We start from the raw sequence: 22,301 nt of genomic DNA, 5'->3' as shown, positions 1-22,301 counted from the left end.
CACCCTCATCCCGCCTGCGTGACGAACGCTAGGTCGGCCCTCGCTCCATGCCCCCGGAGCGGGGGCCTTTCCGTTTCTGCATCTCTTCTCCTTGACCCCGGCGAAGGCCGGGGCCCAGTCGCCATATCGATGGTGGCGCGCATCACGTGGCGTGGGAGGCAAAGACGCCGCGCCGCCGATGGTCCGCCGCATCTGGACCCCGGCCTCCGCCGGGGTGGTACGGAGATATGCGACGCCATCCATAACGTGAGTAATCTTGTCTCACTCCCCTGCCCCCGCTACATCGCATCCCGTGAAAATCGCCTCCTGGAACATCAATTCGGTGCGTTTCCGCGCCGCGATCGTCGAGCAATTCCTGAAGGAAGCCGCGCCCGATGTGCTGTGCCTTCAGGAGACGAAAGTCGTCGATGACGACTTCCCCTTCGAGCTGTTCCGCGCGCTCGGCTATGACCATATCATCATCCATGGCCAGCGGATGCACCACGGCGTCGCCATCGTGGCCAAGGTGCCCATCACCGAGGATGATCGCCTGGACTGGCAGGCCAATGCCGAGGCGCGGCATGTCGGCATCCGGCTGCCGAACGGCGTGCGGTTGGAGAATGTCTATATCCCGGCGGGCGGTGATGTGCCCGATCGCGAGGTGAACCCGAAATTCGGTCAGAAGCTCGATTTCCTGGGCCGCATGATCGACTGGTCGGGCCAGCTCGACTGCCCGACGATCCTGACCGGCGACTTCAACATCGCCCCGCTCGAATCGGACGTGTGGAGCCACAAGCAGCTGCTCGACGTGGTCAGCCATACTCCCATCGAGGTCGAGACGCTGGCGAGGTTGCAGGCGTCCAACGACTGGGTCGATCTGGGCCGCCACTTCATCCCCGCGCCGCAGCGGCTCTATACCTGGTGGAGCTACCGCGCAAAGGACTGGGCGGCGTCGGATCGCGGGCGGCGGCTCGACCATATGTGGGCGACACGCGACGTGGCCGCCAAGGCGGTGTCGCATCAGGTGTTCGAGCCGTGCCGCAGCTGGCTGAAACCCTCCGACCATATCCCGATCATGACGGAATTCGATTTTTGAACGCCGATCCCAAAGCGGCAGCCCGCGCGATCGATGCGCTGCGCCGAGGCTGGCCGATCGCGATTGCCGGCCAGGCGCTGCTCGCGGTCGAGACGGCCGATCCGCTGCGTTTGGCCGCCTTCGATCCGGAGGGCCAAGCGCCGGTCCTGATCTCGGCCGGTCGCGCGGCGACGTTGAAGCTGACCAACCAGTTGGAGGCCGCCGATCCCGACGCCGCCGTGCTGGTCGAGCGCGCGCCCTGGGTGGACTTCGCCGCCGCGACGGCGCTGGCCGATCCGCAATTCGACCTCGCCACCCCGCTAAAAGGCCCGTTCCGCGCGCTTCCCCTCCCCGATCCAATAGTCGCGGCGGCGGCCATCCGGTTCGCGCGGATCGCGGGGATGCTGCCCGCCTTCTTCCTCGGCGGCACCGGCGTCGAGGCGGAGATTTCGCTGGCCGACATCGCCGCGCATGAGAATGCCGAAGCGCTGGCGATCGCCACCCGCGCGCGCCTGCCCGTGGCCGGAGCCGAGGATGCCGAGATCGTCGCCTTCCGCTCGCCCCATGCGGCGGGCGAGCATGTCGCGCTGCTGATCGGCCAGCCCAACGGGCAGCCGCCGCTGGTGCGGCTGCACAGCGAATGCCTGACCGGCGATGTGCTGGGCAGCCTGAAATGCGATTGCGGGCCGCAGCTTCATGCCGCGATCCATGCCATTGCCGACTCAGGCTGGGGCATATTGCTCTATCTGCGGCAGGAAGGGCGCGGGATCGGGTTGGTCAACAAGCTGCGCGCCTATCAGCTTCAGGATCAGGGCTTCGACACGGTCGACGCCAACACCCGGCTGGGCTTTGCGATCGATGCGCGGGATTTCGGCGTGGCGGCGCGGATGCTGACCCTGATGGGACAGGACCGAGTGCGGCTGCTGACCAACAACCCGGCCAAGGTTGCGGGACTGGGGGCCGCGGGGGTGCAGGTGATCGAACGCGTCGCGCACAGCCTGCCGCCCAATCCGCATAACGAACGCTATCTCGCGACCAAGCGCGATCGGACGGGGCACCAGCTTTAAGGAGCGCGTCGCGTTCTTTCAAAAGAATGGTTCGCGCGGAGACGCGAAGACGCGGAGATGAATCGCTTGGGGCCAGATTGAGACACTCTCACCTCCGCTGCGATAAGAAGGGCGCTGTCGCGGCAGGCCCGACACCTCCGCGTTCTCCGCGCCTCCGCGCGAACATCGTCTTGCCTTCCAGGCGCTATCCCCGCCGCGCGATCCCCTGCGCGATGATCGTCGCCTCCGCCTCGGCCAGCACCGCGCCGGCATTGCCCGGTGCCATCACCGCGCGTTCGGCCGCCCGAATCCGCGCCATCGCGCGCGCCAGCATCGCGGGGGTCCAGCGGCGCAGCGCCCGCGCGGTCTTCGCCTCGTCGCGGAAGAAGACGCGGTGGCGCTTCATCACCGCCTCGACCGGCTCACCCGCATCGATATCGGCGCGCATCTCGGCCAGCGCCACCAGACGCCGGGCCAGGGCACGCAGCCAGGGAATTGGCGAGGCCCCGCCTTCGTCGAGCAGCGCCAGTTCGCCGCCCAGATCGCCGACACGCCCCTCCACCACCGCCTCCACCGCGTCGCCCATCTCGACCTCGCCCAGATCGGCGCCGATCGCGTCCATCGCGGCGTGATCGACCTCACGCGGACGGTCGGGCGCGGCGTCGAGATAAAGCGCCAGCTTTTCCAGCTCGCGCATCATCACCGATCGGTCGGCCGCCGCCGCTTCGACCAGTCGCGCAGGCACGCCCGCCGCCAGCCGCAGTCCCATCTCGCCGCCGATCGTGGTCGCCAGCCGCTCGGCATCGGCGGCGGTGGGCGCATAACAGCCGAACGCCATCGCGCGTGGCGAATCGAGCGCCAGTTTGACGATCTTGGCGGTCGTCTTGACCGTGGGGGCGATGGCGACGACCGGATTGCCCGCCGACTCGGCCTCCAGCAGCGCGGTGAACGCCGCCAGCCCCTCTTCGCCGACGCTGGCGATGCGGATATGGCGCGGACCGCCGAACAGCGACATGGCCGCCGCTTCGTCGGTCAGGCGAGCGGGATCGCTTTTCAGCGTGGCCGAATCCAGATCGATCCGCTCGGCATCCTGCCCCATCGCCTTGGCCAGAATTCTCGCCAACTCACTCGCCCCCGCCTCATCAGGACCGTGGAGCAGATAGAGGCGGATATCGGCAGAGGGGCGTCCCAGCGCCTGACGAATTTGGTTGGCGCTGGCTTTCAAGATCGGGGCGCCTTCACGGGCGGGCGGGGACCATCGCCTCGCCGGGCCGCGACCGGGCATAGGTGGCCAGCCGCGCGACGATCTCGTCCGCGACGATTACCGACAGCCGTTCCAGCGCGGTATTTTCCGCCGCGATGGTGGCATATTCGGAACGGACCACGTCGATCCCGGCATCCGATCCGGCGGTGGCGTCGACCAGCACCGCATTGCTGGTCTGATCGACCAGCTGGTAGCGCGCGCGCAGGATGCGCCGTTCGCGCACCACCGAGTCGTCGCGCCGCACGCCAAGCCCGCGAATCTGGTCGTCCAGCTTCACGTCCAGGCGATAGCGCGCCGCCCCCGTCTTGCCGCCCAGCCGGTCGTTCAGCGCATTGGCCATCAGCCAGCCCGCCTTCCCCTGAATCGGTGCGACCTCGATCTGCGACAGGGCATTCGCCACCGGGCCGGAGCCGCCACCCGCATAGAGCGGATGCAGCCCACAACCCGACAGGCCCAGGGTCAGCGCCAGACCGGCGGCGATCGGGGGAAGGACACGGCTCATGCGACGATGTTCACCAGACGGTCGGGCACCACGATCACCTTTTTCGGAGTGGCACCGTCGAGCGCACGGACGATCTTCTCGGACGCCAGTGCGGTCGCCTCCAGCTGGTCCTTCGGCAGCCCCTTGGCGACGGTCAGCGTGTCGCGCAGCTTGCCGTTGACCTGCACCGCGACCGTGACCTCATCCTCGACCAACAGGCTTTCGTCGACCACCGGCCAGGCGGCATCGGCGATCAGCCCCTCTTGCCCCATCCCGGCCCAGGCTTCCTCGGCCATGTGCGGGACCATCGGCGCGACCAGCAACATGGTGGTGCGGATCGCCTCGTTGCGGGCGGCCGACGGCTTGGCCTTTTCGATGGCGTTGACCAACTCGTACAGCTTGGCAACCGCCTTGTTGAAGGCCAGCGCCTCGATGTCCGCAGCCACGCCCGCGATGGTCTGGTGCAGTTTGCGCGAGAGCGCCTTGTCTTCGCCCTCGGCGGCTTCCGACCCGTCGAACAAACGCCACAGCCGCTGGACGAAGCGCCACGAGCCCTCGATGCCCGACTCCGACCAGGGCAGATCACGCTCGGGCGGGCTGTCGGACAGCATGAACCAGCGCACCGCGTCCGCGCCATACTGGTCCACGATGGGCTCGGGATCGACGGTGTTCTTCTTGGACTTGGACATCTTCTCAACGCGGCCGACCGTGATCGGCTGGCCGGTTGCGATCTCGATGCCGTCGCGGATTTCGCCGGGCGCAAGCCAGCGGCCGTCCGAGGACTTGTAGCTCTCGTGCGTGACCATGCCCTGCGTGAACAGGCCCGCAAAGGGCTCGGCCACGTCGATCAGGCCAATATGCTTGAGCGCACGGGTCCAGAAGCGGGCATAGAGCAAGTGCAGGATCGCATGCTCGACGCCGCCGATATATTGGCCGACCGGCAGCCACTGCTTCACCACCTCGGGATCGAACGGACGATCCTTGGGCTGGCTGGCGAAGCGGATGAAATACCAGGACGAATCGACGAAGGTGTCGAGTGTGTCGGTCTCCCGCCGGGCGGGCTTGCCGCAGGTCGGGCAGTCGACATGCTTCCACGTCGCATGCCGGTCGAGCGGGTTGCCGGGGACGTCGAAGGTCACGTCCTCGGGCAACGTTACCGGCAACTGGTCCTTGGGGACCGGCACCGCGCCGCAGGTCTCGCAATGGATGATCGGGATCGGCGTGCCCCAGTAACGCTGGCGGCTGACCCCCCAGTCGCGCAGGCGGTACACGGTTTGACCCTGGCCCCAGCCTTCACCCTCGGCCCGCGCGATGACGGCGGCCTTGGCGGCCTCGACATCCATGCCGTCGAGCGGTCCGGAATTCACCAGACGGCCGGTGCCGGTATAGGCGGTGTCGCCCTCGAATACCGGCGCGGTCGTGTCGCCATCGGCGACGACGCGGGTGACGCTCAGGCCGTATTTGCGCGCGAAATCCAGGTCGCGCTGGTCATGCGCGGGCACGCCCATCACCGCGCCCGTGCCGTAATCCATCAGCACGAAGTTCGCGATATAGACCGGCAGGGTGATGGCGGCGTCCATCGGATGCTGCATCCGATAACCGGTGTCGAAGCCCAGCTTTTCCTGCGTCTCCAGCTCGGCCGCGGTGGTGCCGCCCGCCTTGCACCGCTCGATGAAGGCGGCCGCGTCGGCGTTCGTCTCGGCCAGTTCGCGGGCGATCGGGTGGTCGGCCGCGATCGCGACGAAGCTGGCGCCGAAAATCGTGTCGGGACGGGTCGAATAGACCTCGATCGGCGTCGCGAAGGGTGCGACGGGCGCGAAACGGAACTGGAGGCCCTTGCTGCGGCCGATCCAGTTCTCCTGCATCAGCTTCACCTTGTCGGGCCAATGCTCGAGCGTCGTCAGACCCTTCAGCAGCTCGTCGGCAAAGTCGGTGATCTTGAGGAACCACTGGTTCAGCTTGCGCTTCTCGACCAGTGCGCCCGAGCGCCAGCCGCGCCCGTCGATCACCTGCTCGTTGGCCAGCACGGTCATGTCGACCGGGTCCCAGTTGACCGCCGATTCCTTCCGGTAAACCAGCCCGCCCGCATACAGATCGAGGAACAGCGCCTGCTCATGCCCGTAATAATCGGGCTCGCACGTCGCGATCTCGCGCGTCCAGTCGAGCGCGAAGCCCAGCCGCTTCAGCTGCGCCTTCATCGTCGCGATATTGTCGCGGGTCCAGCCGCCCGGATGGACGCCCTTTTCCATCGCGGCATTCTCGGCGGGCATGCCGAACGCGTCCCAGCCCATCGGGTGGAGAACCTCATGCCCGATCATCCGCCGATAGCGCGCCAGCACGTCGCCCATCGTATAGTTGCGGACATGCCCCATATGGATGCGCCCCGACGGATAGGGGAACATCTCAAGGACATAGGACCGGGGCTTGGGGCTGTGATCGTCGGCGGCGAAGGTGCGCCGCTCCTCCCAGATCCGCTGCCAGGTCGAATCCGATTTCAGGGCATTGTAACGCGAGGCCATTCGGGTCGTCTTTTACTTCGTGATCGAGGCGCGGCGCAGGTCGCGCGCCTTGGTGAGGATGATGTCTTCCAGCTTCTGGATGGTGGCCGCCTGCACCGGCGCCTCCACCCACTGGCCGCCGCGATTGACTTCACGCAGCGCGGTCACGCGCAGCGCATCGGCGCGCAGATCCTGGTCGAGGATGGTGACGGTAACCTTCATCCGCTCGGTCGGGACCTGCGGGTTGACGTACCAGTCGGTGACGATGACGCCGCCGTTCGAATCCGTCTCGGCCAGCGGCATGAAGCTCAGCGTGTCGAGGCTGGCGCGCCACAGATAGGAATTGACGCCGATCGTGGTGATCTTCGACGCGGCCAGATCGCCCTGCGGGCGCTCCTTCTTGCCGGCACAGGCGCCGAGCGACAAAGCGGCGATTACCGCGAACGCGGTGGCGGAACGGCGAAGCATCGGCATTATCCTGACTGCGATGAAGGACGGGAATAAGGGTTGCCTATAGCCTCTACAGGGGTGCCGACACCCCGGCAAGCGTCGGGACATCATGGACGATGCGACCGATTCTGTGGAAGTTGCGCAACACTCGGACAAGATTCGCGATCACGGGCGTAACAATGGGATCGCTCACGCCCGATTCCATGTTAGGAGCAATCTTGTAAAAGGGTCTCATAAAAAGGGGTGGACCGTGTCGTTCGGGCGTATCGTGATCGGAATCGCAATCGGGGCGCTTGCCGCCACGACCGCGATGGTCGCGCCCGCCATCGGCGCGGTCGACCAGAATAAGCACCCGATCAAGGCGCGGGGGCTCAGTCTGCTCGGCCGTGGCGGGTTCACCCCGTCCGCCGCAGACCCCCGGCTCGCCGCCATCTTCGCCAAGAGTGGACTCGATGCGGGCGACCTGCGCTTTACCCCGGCGGAGAGCCAGCGCGGCGTCAACCGCCCCGTGACCGTCGCGGTGCGCGCGCAGAGTAGCCGCACCAATGAGGAACGGGTCGCCGCCAACACCGCGCCGACCGTCGGCTTGGCCCCGATCTCCTATAATCTGGGGGTGTCGGTCGGCTGGAAGCGTGTCGCGCTATCGGGCGATATCGCACGCGTCGATCTGGCCGGTCTGCCGGGTAGCCGCGAAAGCGCCGATGTGGCGGTCAGCTACACCGCGAATCGCTTCACCGGCCGCGTGAAGGCCTCGACCGACCGTCCGCTCGACAATGCGCCGAAGATGATCGACATGCCCGCCAGCTATTCGCTGGACATGGGCGGGTCCTATTCGCTGACCCGCAACCTGGATGTGACGGCGGGTGTCCGCTATCGCTCGGATCGCGAACGTCTGGCCCGGATCGACGACGATCGCCGCAACAGCCAGGCGGTCTATCTGGGAACGGCCTTCCGCTTCTAAAGTCGGTCAAAGGGGGAACGCTTGGCCGTCCTGACAATCCTGGCCTTGGCAGTTCAGCAACCCGCCACCCTCGCGCAACCACCCCGGCTTCTGAACCTGGCCCTTCAGCCCGGTGACTATCCTGCCCGCGCCGCACAGAAGGATGAGAGCGGAATCGTCAGCACGCTTCTGTCCGTCGACGATCACGGTCGCGTGACGAACTGCGTCGTTACCGAAAGCAGCGGATCGGCGACGCTCGATACGGGAACCTGCGCCCTGCTGCGCCGCAAGGCCCGGTTCAAACATGCGATCGATGCGACCGGCTCTCCCGTCAGCGGCACCCATCGCGAGGTGATGGCCTGGTCAATAGGGTCCCCCGCGATATCGTCCAACATCCAGCTCATGCTGACGCTACCCGCGTCGCAGACTGCCCCGCCCGCACCGGTCACAGCGCGCATCTATTTCAATGCCAAGGGCCGCATAACCGAATGCCAGATCGTCCAATCGGGCGGCGGTGCCGTGGACGAGACAGTTTGCAAGATCGCCGCCGGCAAACTCGCGATTGCGCCGCCACATAGCGAGTCTCCAGACATCGCGCCTGTCGGCATACGCGACCTCAGCGTTACTTTCCGTCTGGCGAACGCGGTCAGTAGCCAGACTCGCCCTTAGGCCGCCCAAGCATCGATTGCCGCCCAGCCCTGAAACACCCCGCGCAACCGACGAAAGCGTTGCGCATTCATACCGCCCAATGCGATTCGCGGCAGACCAAGCCCGCGTCCGATCCTGTTCGCCCTTGCCGGACCCAGCGCCGGAGCGCCGGGATGCGTGCGCGTGGGGAAGATCGGCGAGACGAACAAAAGGTCGGCCCCGGCGCGCCATCCCGCGACCGCTTCCGCCCGATTATGCGCAGGCCAGCTTCGCAGCCCACTGCCCCGCCCCGCCTTATGCACGCCATCCCCAGGCAAACCACCTCCGGCCACCAACAGAACCAGCCTCCGCGCCTTAGCGATTCGCCGGACCCGGCGGTGAATCGCCCGCCGCTCGGCCGGGGGCGTCGCGTGGTGACGGAACACCACCCCCGATCCGGGCGGCAGCCTGCGCAGCGCGGTCCAAAGCCCCTCCCCCAGCCGCTCGTCGGTCATCAGCCATGTCACGGGGTATCGGTCGGCCATCGGGGGCATTATAGCGCCGGGCATGACCGACGACAGCGTTTCCCGCCTTGCCACCGTCTCCGCCCAGCTTCAGCACGCCGCGAAGCTCGGGCAGCACGCGACCCCGACCCTGATCGCGGTGTCGAAGACGCATGAAGCCGACACGATCCGCCCGCTGCTGGAGGCCGGACACCGCATCTTCGGCGAAAACCGGGTGCAGGAGGCCGCCGCCAAATGGCCCGATCTGCGCGCCGCCTATCCCGGCGTCGAGCTTCACCTGATCGGCCAGCTCCAATCGAACAAGGCCGCCGACGCGGTTGCGCTCTTCGACGTGATCCACACGGTCGACCGCCCCTCGCTGATCGCCGCGCTGGCCGAGGCGATGGACAAGAGCGGCAAGCGGCCCGACTGTTTCCTTCAGGTCAATATCGGCGACGAGGACCAGAAGGGCGGCTGCGCCATCGCCGAGGCCCCTGCCATGCTGGAAGCGGCCCGTAGCGCCGGTCTGCCCATCATCGGCCTGATGGCGATCCCGCCGCACGGGCTGGACGCCGCCCCCTATTTCGCGCTGCTCGCCAAGATGGCGCGTGAACTAGGACTGGCGAAGCTCAGCATGGGCATGTCCGAGGATTACGAGGTCGCCGCGATGCTGGGGGCCAGCCATGTCCGCATCGGCAGTGCGCTGTTCGGAGCGCGCGCATGAGCCGCTTCGCCGCGCTGCTGTTCGATTTCGACGGCGTCCTGATCGACAGCGAATATGAGGGCAATCGCCACCTCGCCGAATGGCTGAGCGCCAACGGCCACCCGCATACGCCCGAAGAAGCGATGCACCATTATATGGGGCTGGCGGGCAAGGACTTCATCGCGACGATCGAGGGGCGCATCGGCCACACCCTGCCTGAAAGTTTCTACGAGGCGCGCCGGGCCGAGGATGTTCGCGCCATGGCCGAGGGCGTGGCGGCGATCGGCGGCGCGGTGGCGTTCGTGAAATCGCTCCCCGTCGATTTCCCCAAGGCGATCGTCTCGTCCAGCCCGACCGTCTGGATCGACCGGCATCTGCGCCATATCGGCCTGCGCGACCTGTTCGGCGATCATATCTATAGCGGCCGCGAGCATGTCACGCGCGGCAAGCCCGCCCCCGACCTCTATCTCCATGCGGCCGAGCAACTGGACGTACGGATCGAGAATTGCGCGATCCTGGAGGACTCCCCCGTCGGTGCGACCGGTGCGGTGGCGAGCGGCGGTCATGTCATCGGCATGTGCATGGGAACGCATTGCGCCATCGGCCATGACCAGAGACTGCGCGACATCGGTGTCGCCGCGATCGCGCAGGATTATGAGGACGTCCGCCGCGAACTGGGATTCTGAACATGCTCCACGTCCGTTCAGCCTGAGTCCTTCGGCTGGCTGGAAGCCAGCCGCTCAGGATAAACTTCGGCGCATCGCGCCGAAGTCGAAGGCTATGGGAATGGATCATGGCGTAGCGCCAGGCGTGCGTTTCGACTTCGCTCAGCGTGAACGGAGCTTGGGAGTGATCAGCCCCCGTTAAAAATCAAAGGAAAATTGCGCCGGTCCCAGAAGGATGCTGGCGTATCCCTTTCAAATACCCTCACCGGTCAGGCGCTGGCATACCATGTCCAGCTGATCGAGCGTCGAATAGCTCAGGGTGAGCGTCCCCCCCTTCTCGCCATGCGCGATGCGCACCGACAGGCCGAGCAGGTCGGCGAGCTGCCCTTCCAGCGCAGCGATATCGGCATCCGCCGCGTCCTGCCCCGGCGGCAGCTTGGCGGCGCCCTTCTCGCCCTCGTCCGATCCCTTACGGCCACCGCCCTTGGCTTCGCGGGTCAGCTTCTCGGTTTCACGAACGCTCAGGCCGCGCGCGATGACCTGATCGGCCAGCGCCTCGACCTCGTTCGCGCCCAGCAGCGCCCGGGCGTGGCCCATCGACAGCGCGCCGCTGACCACCTGCCCCTGCACCGTATCGGGCAGTTCGAGCAGGCGCAGCAGGTTGGCGACATGGCTGCGCGACTTGTGGACGATCTTGGCCAGCGCCTCCTGGGTGTGGCCGAACTCACCCGCCAGCCGCTGATAGGCCTGCGCCTCTTCGATCGCGTTCAGGTCCTGCCGCTGGATATTTTCGATCAGCGCGACTTCGAGCGTCTGTGCGTCGTCAAAGTCCCGGACGACGACTGGCACCTCGTGCAGCCGCGCGCGCTGGGCGGCGCGCCAGCGGCGTTCGCCCGCGACGATCTGATAGTCCTTGCCATGCGGGCGCACGACGATGGGCTGGATCAGGCCACGCGCGGCGATCGAGGCGGCGAGTTCGTCGAGCGCGGCTTCCTCGAAATGGCGACGCGGCTGATCGGGATGCGGCTGCAACGAGCCGACGGGCAGCATCCGCACGCCCCCCGGCGTGGGCTGATCGCCCGGCCGGATCGGCGCCTCACGCGCAATATCGCCGAGCAAGGCGCCCAGACCGCGGCCCAGACCGGGGCGCGGACGCTTGGCCGTCTCGCCGCTCATGCCGCTGCCGCTCCCGGCTGGCTACCGAGCGGCAGCCGCGCGATCAATTCGCGGGCCAGCGCGATATAAGCCTGGCTGCCGACGCAGCGATGGTCATAGATCAACGCGGGCAAACCATGGCTAGGGGCCTCCGACAGCCGGACGTTGCGCGGAATCACCGTATCGAACACTACACCCCCCAAAACGGCGCGCACATCGGCCGACACCTGGTCGGTCAGCCGGTTGCGCCGGTCATACATCGTCAAGGCCACGCCCAGGATCGCGAGCCCCGGATTGAACCGCGCACGGATTCGCTCGACCGTAGTCAGCAGTTGCGACAGCCCCTCCAGCGCGAAGAATTCGCACTGCAACGGCACGAACAACGAGTCGGACGCAACCATCGCGTTGATCGTCAGCAGGCCCAGCGAAGGCGGACAATCCACCAGCACGATGTCCCAATTGCCCTGTGTCCGGCGTAGCGCATGGTCCAGCCGGTGCGTCCGGTTCTCGAAATCGACCAGTTCCAGCTCGGCCCCCGACAGGTCGACCGTGGCGGGTACGACGTCCAGACGCGGCACCTGGCTGTGCACCACGGCGTCGTCGATCCGCGCCTCGCCCAGCAGCACATGATAGCTGGAGAACATGCGCTGGCTGTTGGGAATGCCCAGCCCGGTCGAGGCGTTCCCCTGGGGATCGAGATCGATCAGCAGGACGTTCAGCCCCGTAGCCGCCAGGGCGGTGGCGAGGTTGATGGCGCTGGTGGTCTTACCCACCCCACCCTTCTGGTTCGCGATGGCAACGCAGATCATCGGGCCTCTACTCGGTCGAGGATCACGATCGACGATTCCGCCGAGGTGATGCTATGTTCCACGTGAAACACGAAGCGCCATTGCCGCTTGAGGGTCTTGATTTCGCGCTCGTCCAGGCGGCCGCGCGGGAGCAGCCACCGCGTTTCCTGTTTGCCGCAGTGCGCCGCCGCGCGCAAAAGATTTTCGACTGTCGCCACCGCGCGAGCAGAAATAATGTCGGCGCGGAGCGGTACCGCCTCGATCTTCGATGCATGGACCGTCACCCGGTCCCCCATTCCCAGCCCGTCAACACATTCTTCCAGGAACTCTGCCCGCTTCTTGCGCGGCTCGACCAGCGCGACCCGGCCGGGCCAGGCGATGGCGACGATCATGCCGGGAAAGCCACCGCCCGTGCCGATATCGATCCACTGGCCCTCGGTCCGGTCGGCAAGAGGTATCAGCTGCGCCGAGTCGACCGCGTGGCGGCTCCAGATCGTGCCGATGGTGGAAGGTGAGATGAGGTTCTGCTGATCGTTTTCCACCACCACACGATCGAGGAACCAGTCGATCCGTGACGCCGCGTCCTCGCCGAAATGCTGCACCGCCCAGTCGCGGGCCTGATCCTCGTTCATGCGGCGACCTTTCGAGCGTAAAGAAGCACTGCCGACAGGGCAGCGGGCGTGATGCCGCGAATCCGCGATGCCGCCGCCAGCGTGGCGGGGCGCGCGAGGCTAAGCCGATCGATCATCTCCTGCGACAGGCCGGGGATCGCGGCATAGTCGAGCGCGGGCGCCAACAGGATTTGCTCATCGGCTCGCAGGCGGGCGACCTCCTCGGCCTGCCGCTCGACATAAGGCGCATAACGGGCGTCTTCCAGTGTTTCGGCCACCACCGCCGGATCGCAGCCTTGGGCCGCATCGGGCGCGACATGGGCGAGGGTTACGCCATCAAAGCGCAACCATTCATAGGCCGTTCGCCGTGCACCATCCTGCGCAATCGTCGCACCGCTCCGCGCGAGATCGGAGGCGGTGCGCACCACGGACAGTCGCTCGCGCAAGGTTGCCTGCTGCTCCTGCCTCCGCCGCCGGTGCGCCAGTCGCTCGTCCGACAGACACTCTGCAGCCTCGGCGATATCCCCCAACCGCGTCTCGGCATTATCCGCACGTAGTGACAGGCGGTACTCGGCGCGTGCGGTCAGCATGCGATAGGGCTCGGTCACGCCCTGCAACACCAGATCGTCGATCATCACGCCGAGATAGCTCGACGCGCGGTCCAGGATCACCGGCGACAGATCACAGGCATGGGCCGCCGCGTTGAGCCCGGCGATCAGCCCCTGCCCCGCCGCTTCCTCATAGCCGGTCGTGCCGTTGATCTGCCCGGCGCAGAACACCCCCGCCAGCGCGCCCAGCGCCAGCCGGGCATCGAGCGCGCGCGGATCGATATGATCATATTCCACCGCATAACCGGGCAGCGTGATGACCGCGCGCTCCAACCCCGGCATGGAGGCGATCATCGCTTCTTGCACATCGGTCGGAAGCGAGGTCGACAGGCCGTTGGGATAGACCAAAGGATCGTCGAGCCCTTCCGGCTCCAGGAAGATCTGATGGCTGTCGCGATCGGCGAAGCGTTTGATCTTGTCCTCGATCGACGGGCAATAGCGCGGGCCATTCGCCTCGATCGCGCCGGTGAACAACGGCGAGCGGTGAAAGGCTGCCGCGATGATCGCGTGCGTCTGCTCTGTCGTCCGGGTGATCGCACAGGCGATCTGCGGCAGTGGCCGGGCCGCCGTCATCGGCGACATGGTCCAGGGATCGATGTCCGAAGGCTGCTCGTCCAACTTGGCCCAGTCGATGGTGCGGCCGTCGAGACGCGGCGGCGTGCCGGTCTTCATCCGCGCCATCGGCAATCCCAGCGCACGCAGTTGCTCGGCCATACGGGTCGCCGCCCGCTCGCCGATACGACCGCCCAGATGCCGTTCGTCGCCGCGGAACAGCCGTCCGCCCAGGAACGTCCCGGTCGCCAGCACCACCGCGCGCGCCGACAGGATCGTCCCGTCGCCCAGTTGCACACCCGCCACGCGCTCGCCATCGAGAACGAGCGCCTCAGCCTCGCCCTCGACAACGGTCAGGTTCGGTTGTGCCGTCAGCATCGCTTGGATCGCCCCGGCATAGCGCCGCCGGTCGGCCTGCACGCGCGGTCCCTGAACGGCCGTACCCTTGCTGCGGTTGAGCATCCGATAATGGATCGCGCCCTGGTCCGCCGCGCGGCCGATCAGGCCGTCAAAGGCGTCGACCTCGCGCACAATATGGCCCTTCCCCAACCCGCCGATGGCGGGATTGCAGGACATGGCGCCCAGGCCATGACGATCGAAGGACAAAAGGGCCGTCCGCGCACCCCGGCGCGCAGCCGCTGCAGCGGCCTCGGTTCCCGCGTGACCACCACCGATCACTACGACATCAAACATGCCCCCGCCCTACCGGAAGGACCGGTCAGCGTCAAAGCGATCCGTATGTAACGTTCCACGTGGAACAATCACTTGCCGAGGCAAAAGCGTCCGAACAGCGCGTCGAGCATCGCCTCGGTAGCACTAACGCCCAGCACTTCCGCCAGAGCCTGTCGCGCCACCCGCAATTCCTCCGCCACCAAAAGGATGTCATCGCCTGGCGCCACAATCAGCGCATTGGCGGCACGGCGACACCGGTCCTGCTGATGCCGTTTAAAACCGATCGCATCTTCGCGTGGCAACAGTCCCTTAGCGGTGTCCGCAATCACGTCCCACACATCGGCGACGCTAGCCCCGTCATCACGCCGTACGGCCAGCCGTCGCCCTTCTGGCAGTCTCTCCCGCCCCGGCAGATCGGCGCGCGAATGGAGCCAGATCGCATCGCCACGCGGCGGAGGCGTGTCGGCCATCCACAAGAGAATGTCCGCCTGAAGGATCGCCTCCTGCGCGCGGGTGACACCGATCGCCTCGATCACGTCATCGGTATCCTCGGCCAGACCAGCCGTGTCGGTCAGCACATAGGCCACCCCGCCCCGTAATACGCTTGCCTCGATCCGGTCGCGGGTCGTGCCCGCGATCGGTGACACGATGGCCGCCTCGCGCTCGACCAGCAGATTGAGAAGCGTCGACTTGCCGCTATTGGGTGGCCCGGCCAGCACCACGCGGATGCCATCGTGAAGCCGATCGACCGGCGGCCGCTCGACCACGTCCAGCATGGCGATGGCCAACTCGTGCATCTCGCTTCTGACCCGCGCCACCGCCGCCTGGTCGAGCGGCACGTCATCCTCTTCGGCGAAATCGAGCATCGCCTCGATCATCGCCGACAGCATCGCCAGCCGATCCATCCAGCCGCGCACCGCCTGGCTCACCCGCCCTTCGACCGCACCGATCGCGGCGCGGCGCTGGCGTTCGGTCTGTGCTTCCAGCAGATCGGCCAGCCCTTCCGCCTCGGCCAGATCGATCCGGCCGTTCAGCAAAGCGCGACGGGTGAATTCGCCCGGCTCGGCACGGCGAACGCCCGGCTGTTCTGCCAAGGCCCGCTCGACCGCCGCGACCACCGCACGACCACCATGGCAATGCAGTTCGACCAGATCCTCGCCGGTTGCGGTCGCCGGACCGGGGAAGCACAGCAGCAGCGCCGAATCCAGCACCGCACCCTTCCCGTCCTTTAATGTTCGCAGGCTCGCCCGACGGGCCTCGGGCAGCCGCCCGCCCAGCCGTTCGGCCGCTGCAAAGGCCGCCGGGCCGCTCACGCGGATCACCGCGATGGCGGCGGGCGGCTGTCCGCTGGAGACGGCGAAGATCGTGTCGGTCATGCTCAGGGTCAGCCCTTCTGCCCCTCGAACATCCGGCGCCACATGGTCATGCTCGCCTCGCCCATCGGCGCCCAGTTGCGCATCATCGCCTCGATCATCTCGGGCTTCACGCCGGACTGCATCGTGTCGAGCATCATCTGGACATAACGTTCATGGATCGGCGTCAGGTCGGGCAGGCCCATGGCGCGGCGCGCTTCCTCGGGCGTGCAGTCGATTTCCACATTCACTTTCATGCGCCATCCTCCATCACGCGACCAAGGACGGCATAAGGCGTTATCGTCGCGACGACCACAGGAGACCCGCATGACTGCCACCAAGACCATCGCCGCCACCCACGGCGAAGGCCAGTTCAACGCCTATTATGCCGAGCCGGAGGGTCGGCCCACCGCCGCGATCATCGTCATCCAGGAAATCTTCGGCGTGAATGCCGGTATCCGCCGCAAGTGCGACACGCTGGCCGAGGCGGGCTATCTGGCCGTCGCCCCCGATCTTTTCCACAAGATCGCCCCCGGCATCGAGCTGGATCCCGATATCCCCAACGAGATGCAGCAGGCGCTCGACCTGATGGGCCGGTTCGACCAGGACGGCGGCATTCGCGATATCGAAGCGACGATCAAGGCGATCCGCGACGAGCATGGCGCGGACTTCAAGGTCGGCGTCGTCGGCTATTGCCTGGGCGGGCGACTGGCCTTCATGACCGCGGCGCGCACCGATGTGGATGCCAGCGTCGGCTATTATGGCGTCGGCATCGACAGCCTGCTGGGCGAGAAGAACGCCATCGCCAAGCCGGTCCTGCTCCATATCCCGCAGGAGGATCACTTCGTCGACAAGGACGCGCAGAAGCGGATGCATGAGGGGCTGGACGACCACCCCAAGGTCACGCTCTATGATTATGCCGGTGAGGATCACGGCTTCGCGACCGAATTTGGTGAGCGTCGATCGGATGAGTCCGCCAAGCTGGCGGACGAACGCACCATGGCGTTCTTCGCGGAGCATCTCCGCTAAACAGGAGCCACCCTCACCCTTCCCACCCGCGCTGCGGGCGGGCCCCTTCCCTCTCCCATTGGGAGAGGGAGGGAGGCGCGAAGCGCCGGAAGGGTGAGGGTGTATCCTTACGCCGCCTTGGCCAGCGCCTCGGCGATCAATTTGCGGCTATTATCCACACCGTAAAGCGCGATGAAGCTGCCCATGCGCGGCCCTTGCACTGATCCCAGCAGTGTCTCGTACAGCGCCTTGAACCAGTCGCGCAGCGACGGGAAGGCGTCGGTCTTGCCGATCTCATAGACGATGTTCTGAATGTCCTCGGCTGTTGCCCCCTCGGGCAGCGCCGCGAGCTGCGCATCCAGCTGGCGCAGCGCCTCGGCCTCATGCGGCTCGGGCGCGCGACGCTGAAGCGTCGGCGCGACAAAGTCGCGGGCATAGGCCAGCGCATGGTCGATCAGCCGGTCGAGCTCGGGATACTTCTCCGCCGACGCTTCCGGCACATAATTGGCGAGATAGCCCCAGACCTGCTCCTTGGTCGCCTCACCCATCACGCCCACGAGATTGAGCAGCAGACCGAACGTCACCGGCAGCTCGCCTTCGGGCAGCTTGCCGTCATGGATATGGTGCACCGGATTGCCCAGCTGCTCCTTGAGCGACTGGTTAGGGTAGTTCACGCGGAACTGCCAATATTCGTCCACCGCACGCGGGATGACGCCCATGTGCAGCTGCTTGGCCTTTTTCGGCTCGCGATAGGCGAAGAAGGCCAGGCTCTCCTCGGGCCCATAGGTCAGCCACTGGTCGAGGCTGAGGCCGTTGCCCTTGGACTTGGAGATTTTCTCGCCATGCTCGTCGAGGAACATCTCATAGTTGAAGCCCTCCGGCGGACGACCGCCGAGCACGCGCGCGATCTTGGACGACTGGGTGACCGAGTCGATCAGGTCCTTGCCCGCCATCTCGTAATCCACGCCCAGCGCGACCCAGCGCATCGCCCAGTCGACCTTCCATTGCAGCTTGGACAGGCCGCCCAGCGCCGACTGGACGATCCGCTCGCCCTCATCCTCGAAAGCGATCAGCCCGGCTTCGGCGTCGACCACCTCGACCGGCACCTGCAACACGATGCCCGACTTGGGGCTGATCGGCAGGACGGGCGAATAGGTGGCGCGGCGCTCGGCGCGCAGCGTCGGCAGCATCACGTCCTGGATGCCCTGAAAGCGCTTGAGCACCAGCCGCAGCGCATCGTCGAACCGGCCGGACGTGTAATACTCCGTCGACGAGGCGAACTCGTAATCGAAGCCATAGCGGTCGAGGAATTGACGCAGCAACGCGTTGTTGTGCGCGGCGAAGCTGTCGAACTTTTCGAACGGGTCGGGCACCTGGGTCAGCGGCTTGCCGAGATGCACGCGCAGCATCTCCTGGTTCGGCACATTGTCCGGCACCTTGCGCAGACCGTCCATATCGTCCGAAAAGGCGATCAGCCGGGTCTTCTGATCCGACAGGGCGTGGAAGGCGTTGCGGACCATGGTGGTGCGCAGCACTTCGTTGAACGTACCGATATGCGGCAGGCCCGACGGACCATAGCCCGTCTCGAACAGGATCGGTGCACCGCCCGGCTTGCCATCGGGATAGCGTTTGAGGAGCTTGCGAGCTTCCTCATAGGGCCAGGCCTTGGACTCGAGAGCGGTAGAGCGAAGTTCGTCTGTCATGGATTTGCCTCTGGCAAGCCGGGGCGGGATGCACAATGTATTTTGCGATTTCCACCAATTGCTCCCGGTTCATGCACAGAGTTATCCACAGAACGAACTTGTTCCACGTGGAACAGGAGGGATGACCCTGATTGGCTTTCCCTCCCCCATCCCCTCCAGCTTGCGGGAGGGGAGTGACTAGTTGAAAGGATAAGCGCGCCTCACGCGGTAAGCCCCTCCCGCAGGCGGGAGGGGTTTGGGGAGGGTATCGCCGAGAGTTACTTGCTCAATGGGCCGCTTCAATTCCTCGAACCCCGTTGCCAACCTGTTCCCACTCCCCCAAATCACGATGGTGACAAAACTCCCCCACCCCGCCCTTCATGCCAGCCATAGCGGTGTGTGGATTTCCACCGGGGGACAGACCCGTGCTGTCTCACGCGGCGAAGCGATCGGGCTGGCGTCCGAAACGCCCGTCATCCTGCTCAACGCGCCATTGATCGGCCAGCGCCTGGGTTATGCCGAGCTGTCCGGGCTCGACATCCTCGAACTCTTTGCCTTTCTGCGCCCGGCCCAGTTCGCGGTCCCGACCCCTCACGGACTCGCCCGCGCCTGTGGAATGGAGCCACCGGAAGGCGATGCAGACGTAGCCGACTTTCTGCTTCGGGCGACCGAGAAGCTGATCGCCGTGCCGGACGGAGCCTGGCCCGAACGTGAAGGCGCCTGGACCGCGGCACAAAGCCTCGCCCGGCTCCGCTGGCCCTGGGCGCCGCTGATCGGCCCGCGCCTCACCCGGCCCGAGCGGAACGAGCGCTGGCTGTTCAGCGCGCTGCCCGAATGGGAAGAGGACGCCCCCCGCCCCGCCCCGCGCACCATCGACCTGCCGCCACAGGATTCGGAAGAACGACTGCGACGCCTGACCGGCGACGGTGCCGAGGAACGCCCGGGCCAGCGCGCCTATGCCGCCGCCGTCACTGCCGCGTTTGCCCCGCGCGCGGTGCGCGACACGCCCAATATGGTGCTAGCCGAGGCGGGGACCGGCATCGGCAAGACGCTCGGCTATCTCGCCCCCGCCAGCCTCTGGGCCGAGCGAGCGGGCGGCGCGGTGTGGATATCCACCTATACCAAGGCGCTGCAACGCCAGTTGAGCGGCGAGACCGCGCGCATCTTCCCCGATGCCGTGCTGCGAAAGGAACGCGTCGTCACTCGCAAGGGTCGCGAGAATTATCTCTGCCTGCTCAATCTGGAGGATGCGCTGCAAGGCGGGTTCGCCGGACGCGCGGCGGTGTTGGCGCAACTCGTCGCGCGCTGGGCGGCCTATACTGCCGATGGCGACATGGTCGGGGGCGACCTGCCCGGCTGGCTGACCACCTTGTTCCGCCGCAATGGATCGGCCGCGCTGACCGATCGACGGGGCGAATGTGTCTATGCGGGCTGCCCGCATTACCGGAAATGCTTCATCGAGCATGCGGCGCGCGCGTCGGTGCAGGCGGATATCGTCATCGCCAATCATGCGCTGGTCATGGTCAACGCCGCACGCGGTCGGGAGACACAGACGCGGCCGACCCGTTACGTGTTCGACGAGGGGCATCATCTGTTCGACGCGGCGGATTCGATGTTCGCCACCGCGCTGACCGGATCGGAGACGATCGAGCTGCGCCGCTGGATACTCGGCCCCGAAGCCGGATCGCGCGGTCGTCGCCGGGGCCTCGCCGCCCGACTGTCCGATGTCGCCAGCTATGACGAAGGCGGCAACCGCGCGATCGGCGATGCAGTGCAGGCGGCGCACGCACTGGCGAGCGAAGGCTGGCTGGGGCGGCTGGCGGAAGGCCAGCCCTTCGGCCCGATCGAGGCGTTGCTGGCCGCGGTGCGGGGCCTGGCCTTTGCCCGTGCCGAACAGCCGGGTGATGCGGGTTATGGCCTGGAGACCGAACTGGCCGATCCCTCGCCCGCGCTGATCGAAGCCGCCGGGCCCGCCGCCCATGCGCTCGATGCGCTGCTGCGCCCGCTCGTGACGCTGGGCCAGCGGCTGGAGGCGGTGTTGCAGGAAGCACCCGACTGGCTCGACGGACAGGCGCGCGCGCGGGTCGAGGGGGCGATCGCCTCGATCGCGTGGCGCGCGGAGACGGTGGCGGCTTGGCTGTCGCTGCTCGCGCGGATCGGCGGACCGGTCGATCCCGATTTCGTCGACTGGCTCGCAGTCGATCGGGTCGAGGGGCGGGAATATGATATCGGCCTGCATCGCCACTGGCTCGACCCGACACGCCCTTTCGCCGAGATCGTGCTGAAGCCTGCCCATGGTGCACTCGTTACCTCGGCGACCTTGCGCGCCGGGGGCGACTGGGACGTGGCGGAGGCGCGGACGGGCGCGCCGCACTTGGCGCGCGGCCCCGCCCATTTCGTCGCGGAGAGCCCGTTCGATTATCCGACGCGCGCGGAAGTCTTGATCGTGACCGATGTGAAGCGCGGTGACATTCCACAACTCGCCAACGCCTATGCGCGGCTGATCGCGGCGGCCAAGGGCGGGACGCTGGGGCTGTTCACCGCAATCCGGCGGTTGCGCGGCGTGCATGGCCGCATCGCCGACCGGCTGGCACGTGAGGGGCTGGCGCTGCACGCGCAGCATGTCGATCCGATCGACACGGGCACACTTGTGGATATCTTTCGCGACGATCCGTCCGCCTCGCTGCTCGGCACCGATGCGTTGCGCGACGGGGTGGATGTGCCCGGCTCGTCGCTGCGGCTGGTGGTGATGGAGGGCGTGCCCTGGCCCAAGCCGACCGTGCTGCACGCCGCGCGCAAATTGGCGGGCGGCGGCAGCGCCTATGACGACCGGATCGTCCGCGCGCGGCTGGCGCAGGCGTTCGGGCGACTGATCCGGCGTGCCGATGATCGCGGGGCGTTCGTTTTGCTCTCCGCCGCCATGCCGTCGCGGCTGCTCGACGCCTTTCCACCCGGTGTCGCGATTTCCCGCGTGACGCTCGACGAAGCGGTCGCGCGGGTCGCGGGGCGGCTTTCCTCCGACGCGCCGATAGGGCATGGGAATGGTGAAATCCTGCCAGCCGCCGCGACGGAGTTTCCGGATCGATGAAGACGCTGACGCTCCTTCGCCATGCCAAGTCGAGCTGGGACGATCCCGTCGCCCGCGATTTCGACCGTCCGCTCAATGCCAAGGGACGGCGCGCGGCGGCGATGATCGGGCGGCATCTGAAGGCCGAAGGATTCGCGTTCGACCATGTCCTCGCCTCCCCCGCCGTGCGGGTGATCGAAACGCTGGACGAAGTATGGAGCGGTTACGGCCGAAAGCTGGAGCCGGTCTGGAACAAGGCGATGTACCTGGCCTCCGCCCCCAGCCTGCTCGATCTGGTTCACGCGATGCCCGACGCGGCGGAGCATGTGCTGATGGTCGGGCATAATCCGGGGTTGGAGGATCTGGTCCTCGACCTTACCCTCGACGGCGAATTGCGCGAACGGGTGGAGGACAAATACCCGACCGCGACGGTGGCGCAGATGACTTTGCCAGTGGATCGCTGGGCCGAGGCGCGAGCGCACAGCGCGACGCTGGTGGCGTTCATCCGACCGCGCGACCTGGACCCCACATTGGGGCCGGACGCGCCCTAGGCCGCCTGCCCTCCCCGAGCGAGA

At 66.7% G+C, this 22,301-nt stretch carries 21 protein-coding genes; 9 read left to right on the top strand and 12 right to left on the bottom strand.

Annotation, left to right across the window (positions count from 1 at the left end; translation table 11 throughout):
• Positions 1-292: 292 nt before the first annotated feature.
• Positions 293-1,075 carry an exodeoxyribonuclease III gene (locus tag NS355_RS14960; RefSeq protein ID WP_058746429.1) on the top strand — a complete coding sequence of 261 codons (783 nt, stop codon included), beginning with the start codon at positions 293-295 and terminating at the stop codon, positions 1,073-1,075.
• Positions 1,072-2,121, top strand: a complete 1,050-nt coding sequence (ribA, locus tag NS355_RS14955; protein ID WP_058746428.1) for a GTP cyclohydrolase II — start codon at positions 1,072-1,074, stop codon at positions 2,119-2,121. Before NS355_RS14960 ends, ribA begins: the two co-directional genes overlap by 4 nt.
• Positions 2,122-2,305: 184 nt before the next feature.
• On the opposite strand, the gene holA is transcribed toward ribA, so the two are convergent.
• The 4 genes from holA to NS355_RS14935 are packed head-to-tail and all read right to left on the bottom strand — an operon-like array spanning position 2,306 to position 6,811.
• On the bottom strand, positions 2,306-3,325 hold the full coding sequence (gene holA / locus NS355_RS14950; RefSeq protein WP_058746427.1) for a DNA polymerase III subunit delta: 1,020 nt from the start codon (positions 3,323-3,325) through the stop codon (positions 2,306-2,308).
• Between the two features lie 13 nt (positions 3,326-3,338).
• The gene (gene lptE, locus NS355_RS14945) at positions 3,339-3,866 is read right to left on the bottom strand and encodes an LPS assembly lipoprotein LptE (RefSeq protein WP_058746426.1); all 528 of its coding nucleotides are present in this window, start codon (positions 3,864-3,866) and stop codon (positions 3,339-3,341) included.
• Positions 3,863-6,364 (bottom strand): leucine--tRNA ligase, encoded by a 2,502-nt coding sequence (leuS, locus tag NS355_RS14940; protein ID WP_058746425.1) that lies wholly within the window; start codon positions 6,362-6,364, stop codon positions 3,863-3,865. Before leuS ends, lptE begins: the two co-directional genes overlap by 4 nt.
• A 12-nt stretch (positions 6,365-6,376) precedes the next feature.
• On the bottom strand, positions 6,377-6,811 hold the full coding sequence (locus NS355_RS14935; protein ID WP_056439008.1) for a DUF3576 domain-containing protein: 435 nt from the start codon (positions 6,809-6,811) through the stop codon (positions 6,377-6,379).
• A gap of 250 nt (positions 6,812-7,061) precedes the next feature.
• Between NS355_RS14935 and NS355_RS14930 the strand changes: the two genes are divergently transcribed.
• Both NS355_RS14930 and NS355_RS14925 read left to right on the top strand, forming a co-directional pair.
• A complete protein-coding gene (locus NS355_RS14930; RefSeq protein WP_058746453.1) occupies positions 7,062-7,754 on the top strand; it encodes a hypothetical protein in 693 nt (230 codons plus the stop codon).
• A gap of 21 nt (positions 7,755-7,775) precedes the next feature.
• The gene (locus tag NS355_RS14925) at positions 7,776-8,402 is read left to right on the top strand and encodes a TonB family protein (RefSeq protein ID WP_058746424.1); all 627 of its coding nucleotides are present in this window, start codon (positions 7,776-7,778) and stop codon (positions 8,400-8,402) included.
• Here NS355_RS14925 and NS355_RS14920 read toward each other — a convergent pair.
• Positions 8,399-8,905 carry a thiamine phosphate synthase gene (locus NS355_RS14920; protein WP_345938814.1) on the bottom strand — a complete coding sequence of 169 codons (507 nt, stop codon included), beginning with the start codon at positions 8,903-8,905 and terminating at the stop codon, positions 8,399-8,401. The two genes, NS355_RS14925 and NS355_RS14920, sit on opposite strands and share 4 nt — an antisense overlap.
• Before the next feature lie 22 nt (positions 8,906-8,927).
• Between NS355_RS14920 and NS355_RS14915 the strand changes: the two genes are divergently transcribed.
• Together NS355_RS14915 and NS355_RS14910 are read left to right on the top strand one after the other, a co-directional pair.
• Positions 8,928-9,587 carry a YggS family pyridoxal phosphate-dependent enzyme gene (locus NS355_RS14915; protein ID WP_058746423.1) on the top strand — a complete coding sequence of 220 codons (660 nt, stop codon included), beginning with the start codon at positions 8,928-8,930 and terminating at the stop codon, positions 9,585-9,587.
• The gene (locus NS355_RS14910; RefSeq protein ID WP_058746422.1) at positions 9,584-10,252 is read left to right on the top strand and encodes an HAD family hydrolase; all 669 of its coding nucleotides are present in this window, start codon (positions 9,584-9,586) and stop codon (positions 10,250-10,252) included. The genes NS355_RS14915 and NS355_RS14910 overlap by 4 nt, the downstream gene beginning before the upstream one ends.
• 231 nt (positions 10,253-10,483) lie before the next feature.
• Here the strand turns inward: NS355_RS14910 and NS355_RS14905 are convergent, their stop codons facing one another.
• The 6 genes from NS355_RS14905 to NS355_RS14880 all read right to left on the bottom strand — a co-directional run bounded on the left by NS355_RS14905 (position 10,484) and on the right by NS355_RS14880 (position 16,226).
• Positions 10,484-11,407: a ParB/RepB/Spo0J family partition protein gene (locus NS355_RS14905; protein ID WP_058746421.1), complete on the bottom strand. Its 924-nt coding sequence runs from the start codon at positions 11,405-11,407 to the stop codon at positions 10,484-10,486.
• Entirely contained in the window at positions 11,404-12,195 is a 792-nt protein-coding gene (locus NS355_RS14900) for a ParA family protein (protein ID WP_058746420.1), read from the bottom strand. The genes NS355_RS14905 and NS355_RS14900 overlap by 4 nt, the downstream gene beginning before the upstream one ends.
• Positions 12,192-12,806 carry a 16S rRNA (guanine(527)-N(7))-methyltransferase RsmG gene (rsmG, locus tag NS355_RS14895; RefSeq protein ID WP_058746419.1) on the bottom strand — a complete coding sequence of 205 codons (615 nt, stop codon included), beginning with the start codon at positions 12,804-12,806 and terminating at the stop codon, positions 12,192-12,194. The genes NS355_RS14900 and rsmG overlap by 4 nt, the downstream gene beginning before the upstream one ends.
• On the bottom strand, positions 12,803-14,638 hold the full coding sequence (gene mnmG / locus NS355_RS14890) for a tRNA uridine-5-carboxymethylaminomethyl(34) synthesis enzyme MnmG (RefSeq protein ID WP_058746418.1): 1,836 nt from the start codon (positions 14,636-14,638) through the stop codon (positions 12,803-12,805). The genes rsmG and mnmG overlap by 4 nt, the downstream gene beginning before the upstream one ends.
• A 68-nt stretch (positions 14,639-14,706) precedes the next feature.
• Positions 14,707-15,993, bottom strand: coding sequence for a tRNA uridine-5-carboxymethylaminomethyl(34) synthesis GTPase MnmE (mnmE, locus tag NS355_RS14885; protein WP_058746417.1), 1,287 nt, complete (start codon positions 15,991-15,993; stop codon positions 14,707-14,709).
• Positions 15,994-16,001: 8 nt separating this feature from the next.
• Positions 16,002-16,226: a DUF6489 family protein gene (locus tag NS355_RS14880; protein WP_042486898.1), complete on the bottom strand. Its 225-nt coding sequence runs from the start codon at positions 16,224-16,226 to the stop codon at positions 16,002-16,004.
• 70 nt (positions 16,227-16,296) lie between these two features.
• Between NS355_RS14880 and NS355_RS14875 the strand changes: the two genes are divergently transcribed.
• Positions 16,297-16,998 (top strand): dienelactone hydrolase family protein, encoded by a 702-nt coding sequence (locus NS355_RS14875; protein ID WP_058746416.1) that lies wholly within the window; start codon positions 16,297-16,299, stop codon positions 16,996-16,998.
• A gap of 107 nt (positions 16,999-17,105) precedes the next feature.
• Here NS355_RS14875 and NS355_RS14870 read toward each other — a convergent pair whose 3' ends face one another.
• Positions 17,106-18,680 (bottom strand): lysine--tRNA ligase, encoded by a 1,575-nt coding sequence (locus NS355_RS14870; RefSeq protein ID WP_058746415.1) that lies wholly within the window; start codon positions 18,678-18,680, stop codon positions 17,106-17,108.
• A 328-nt stretch (positions 18,681-19,008) separates the two neighbouring features.
• Between NS355_RS14870 and NS355_RS14865 the strand changes: the two genes are divergently transcribed.
• Positions 19,009-21,747: an ATP-dependent DNA helicase gene (locus tag NS355_RS14865; protein WP_058746451.1), complete on the top strand. Its 2,739-nt coding sequence runs from the start codon at positions 19,009-19,011 to the stop codon at positions 21,745-21,747.
• Positions 21,744-22,277, top strand: a complete 534-nt coding sequence (locus NS355_RS14860; RefSeq protein WP_058746414.1) for a SixA phosphatase family protein — start codon at positions 21,744-21,746, stop codon at positions 22,275-22,277. Before NS355_RS14865 ends, NS355_RS14860 begins: the two co-directional genes overlap by 4 nt.
• The last annotated feature ends 24 nt before the right edge of the window (positions 22,278-22,301 follow it).

This window comes from Sphingomonas yabuuchiae (genome assembly GCF_001477495.1).
GTDB classification, from domain to species: Bacteria; Pseudomonadota; Alphaproteobacteria; order Sphingomonadales; family Sphingomonadaceae; genus Sphingomonas; species Sphingomonas yabuuchiae_A.
This window is presented reverse-complemented; position numbering and strand designations above follow the sequence as displayed.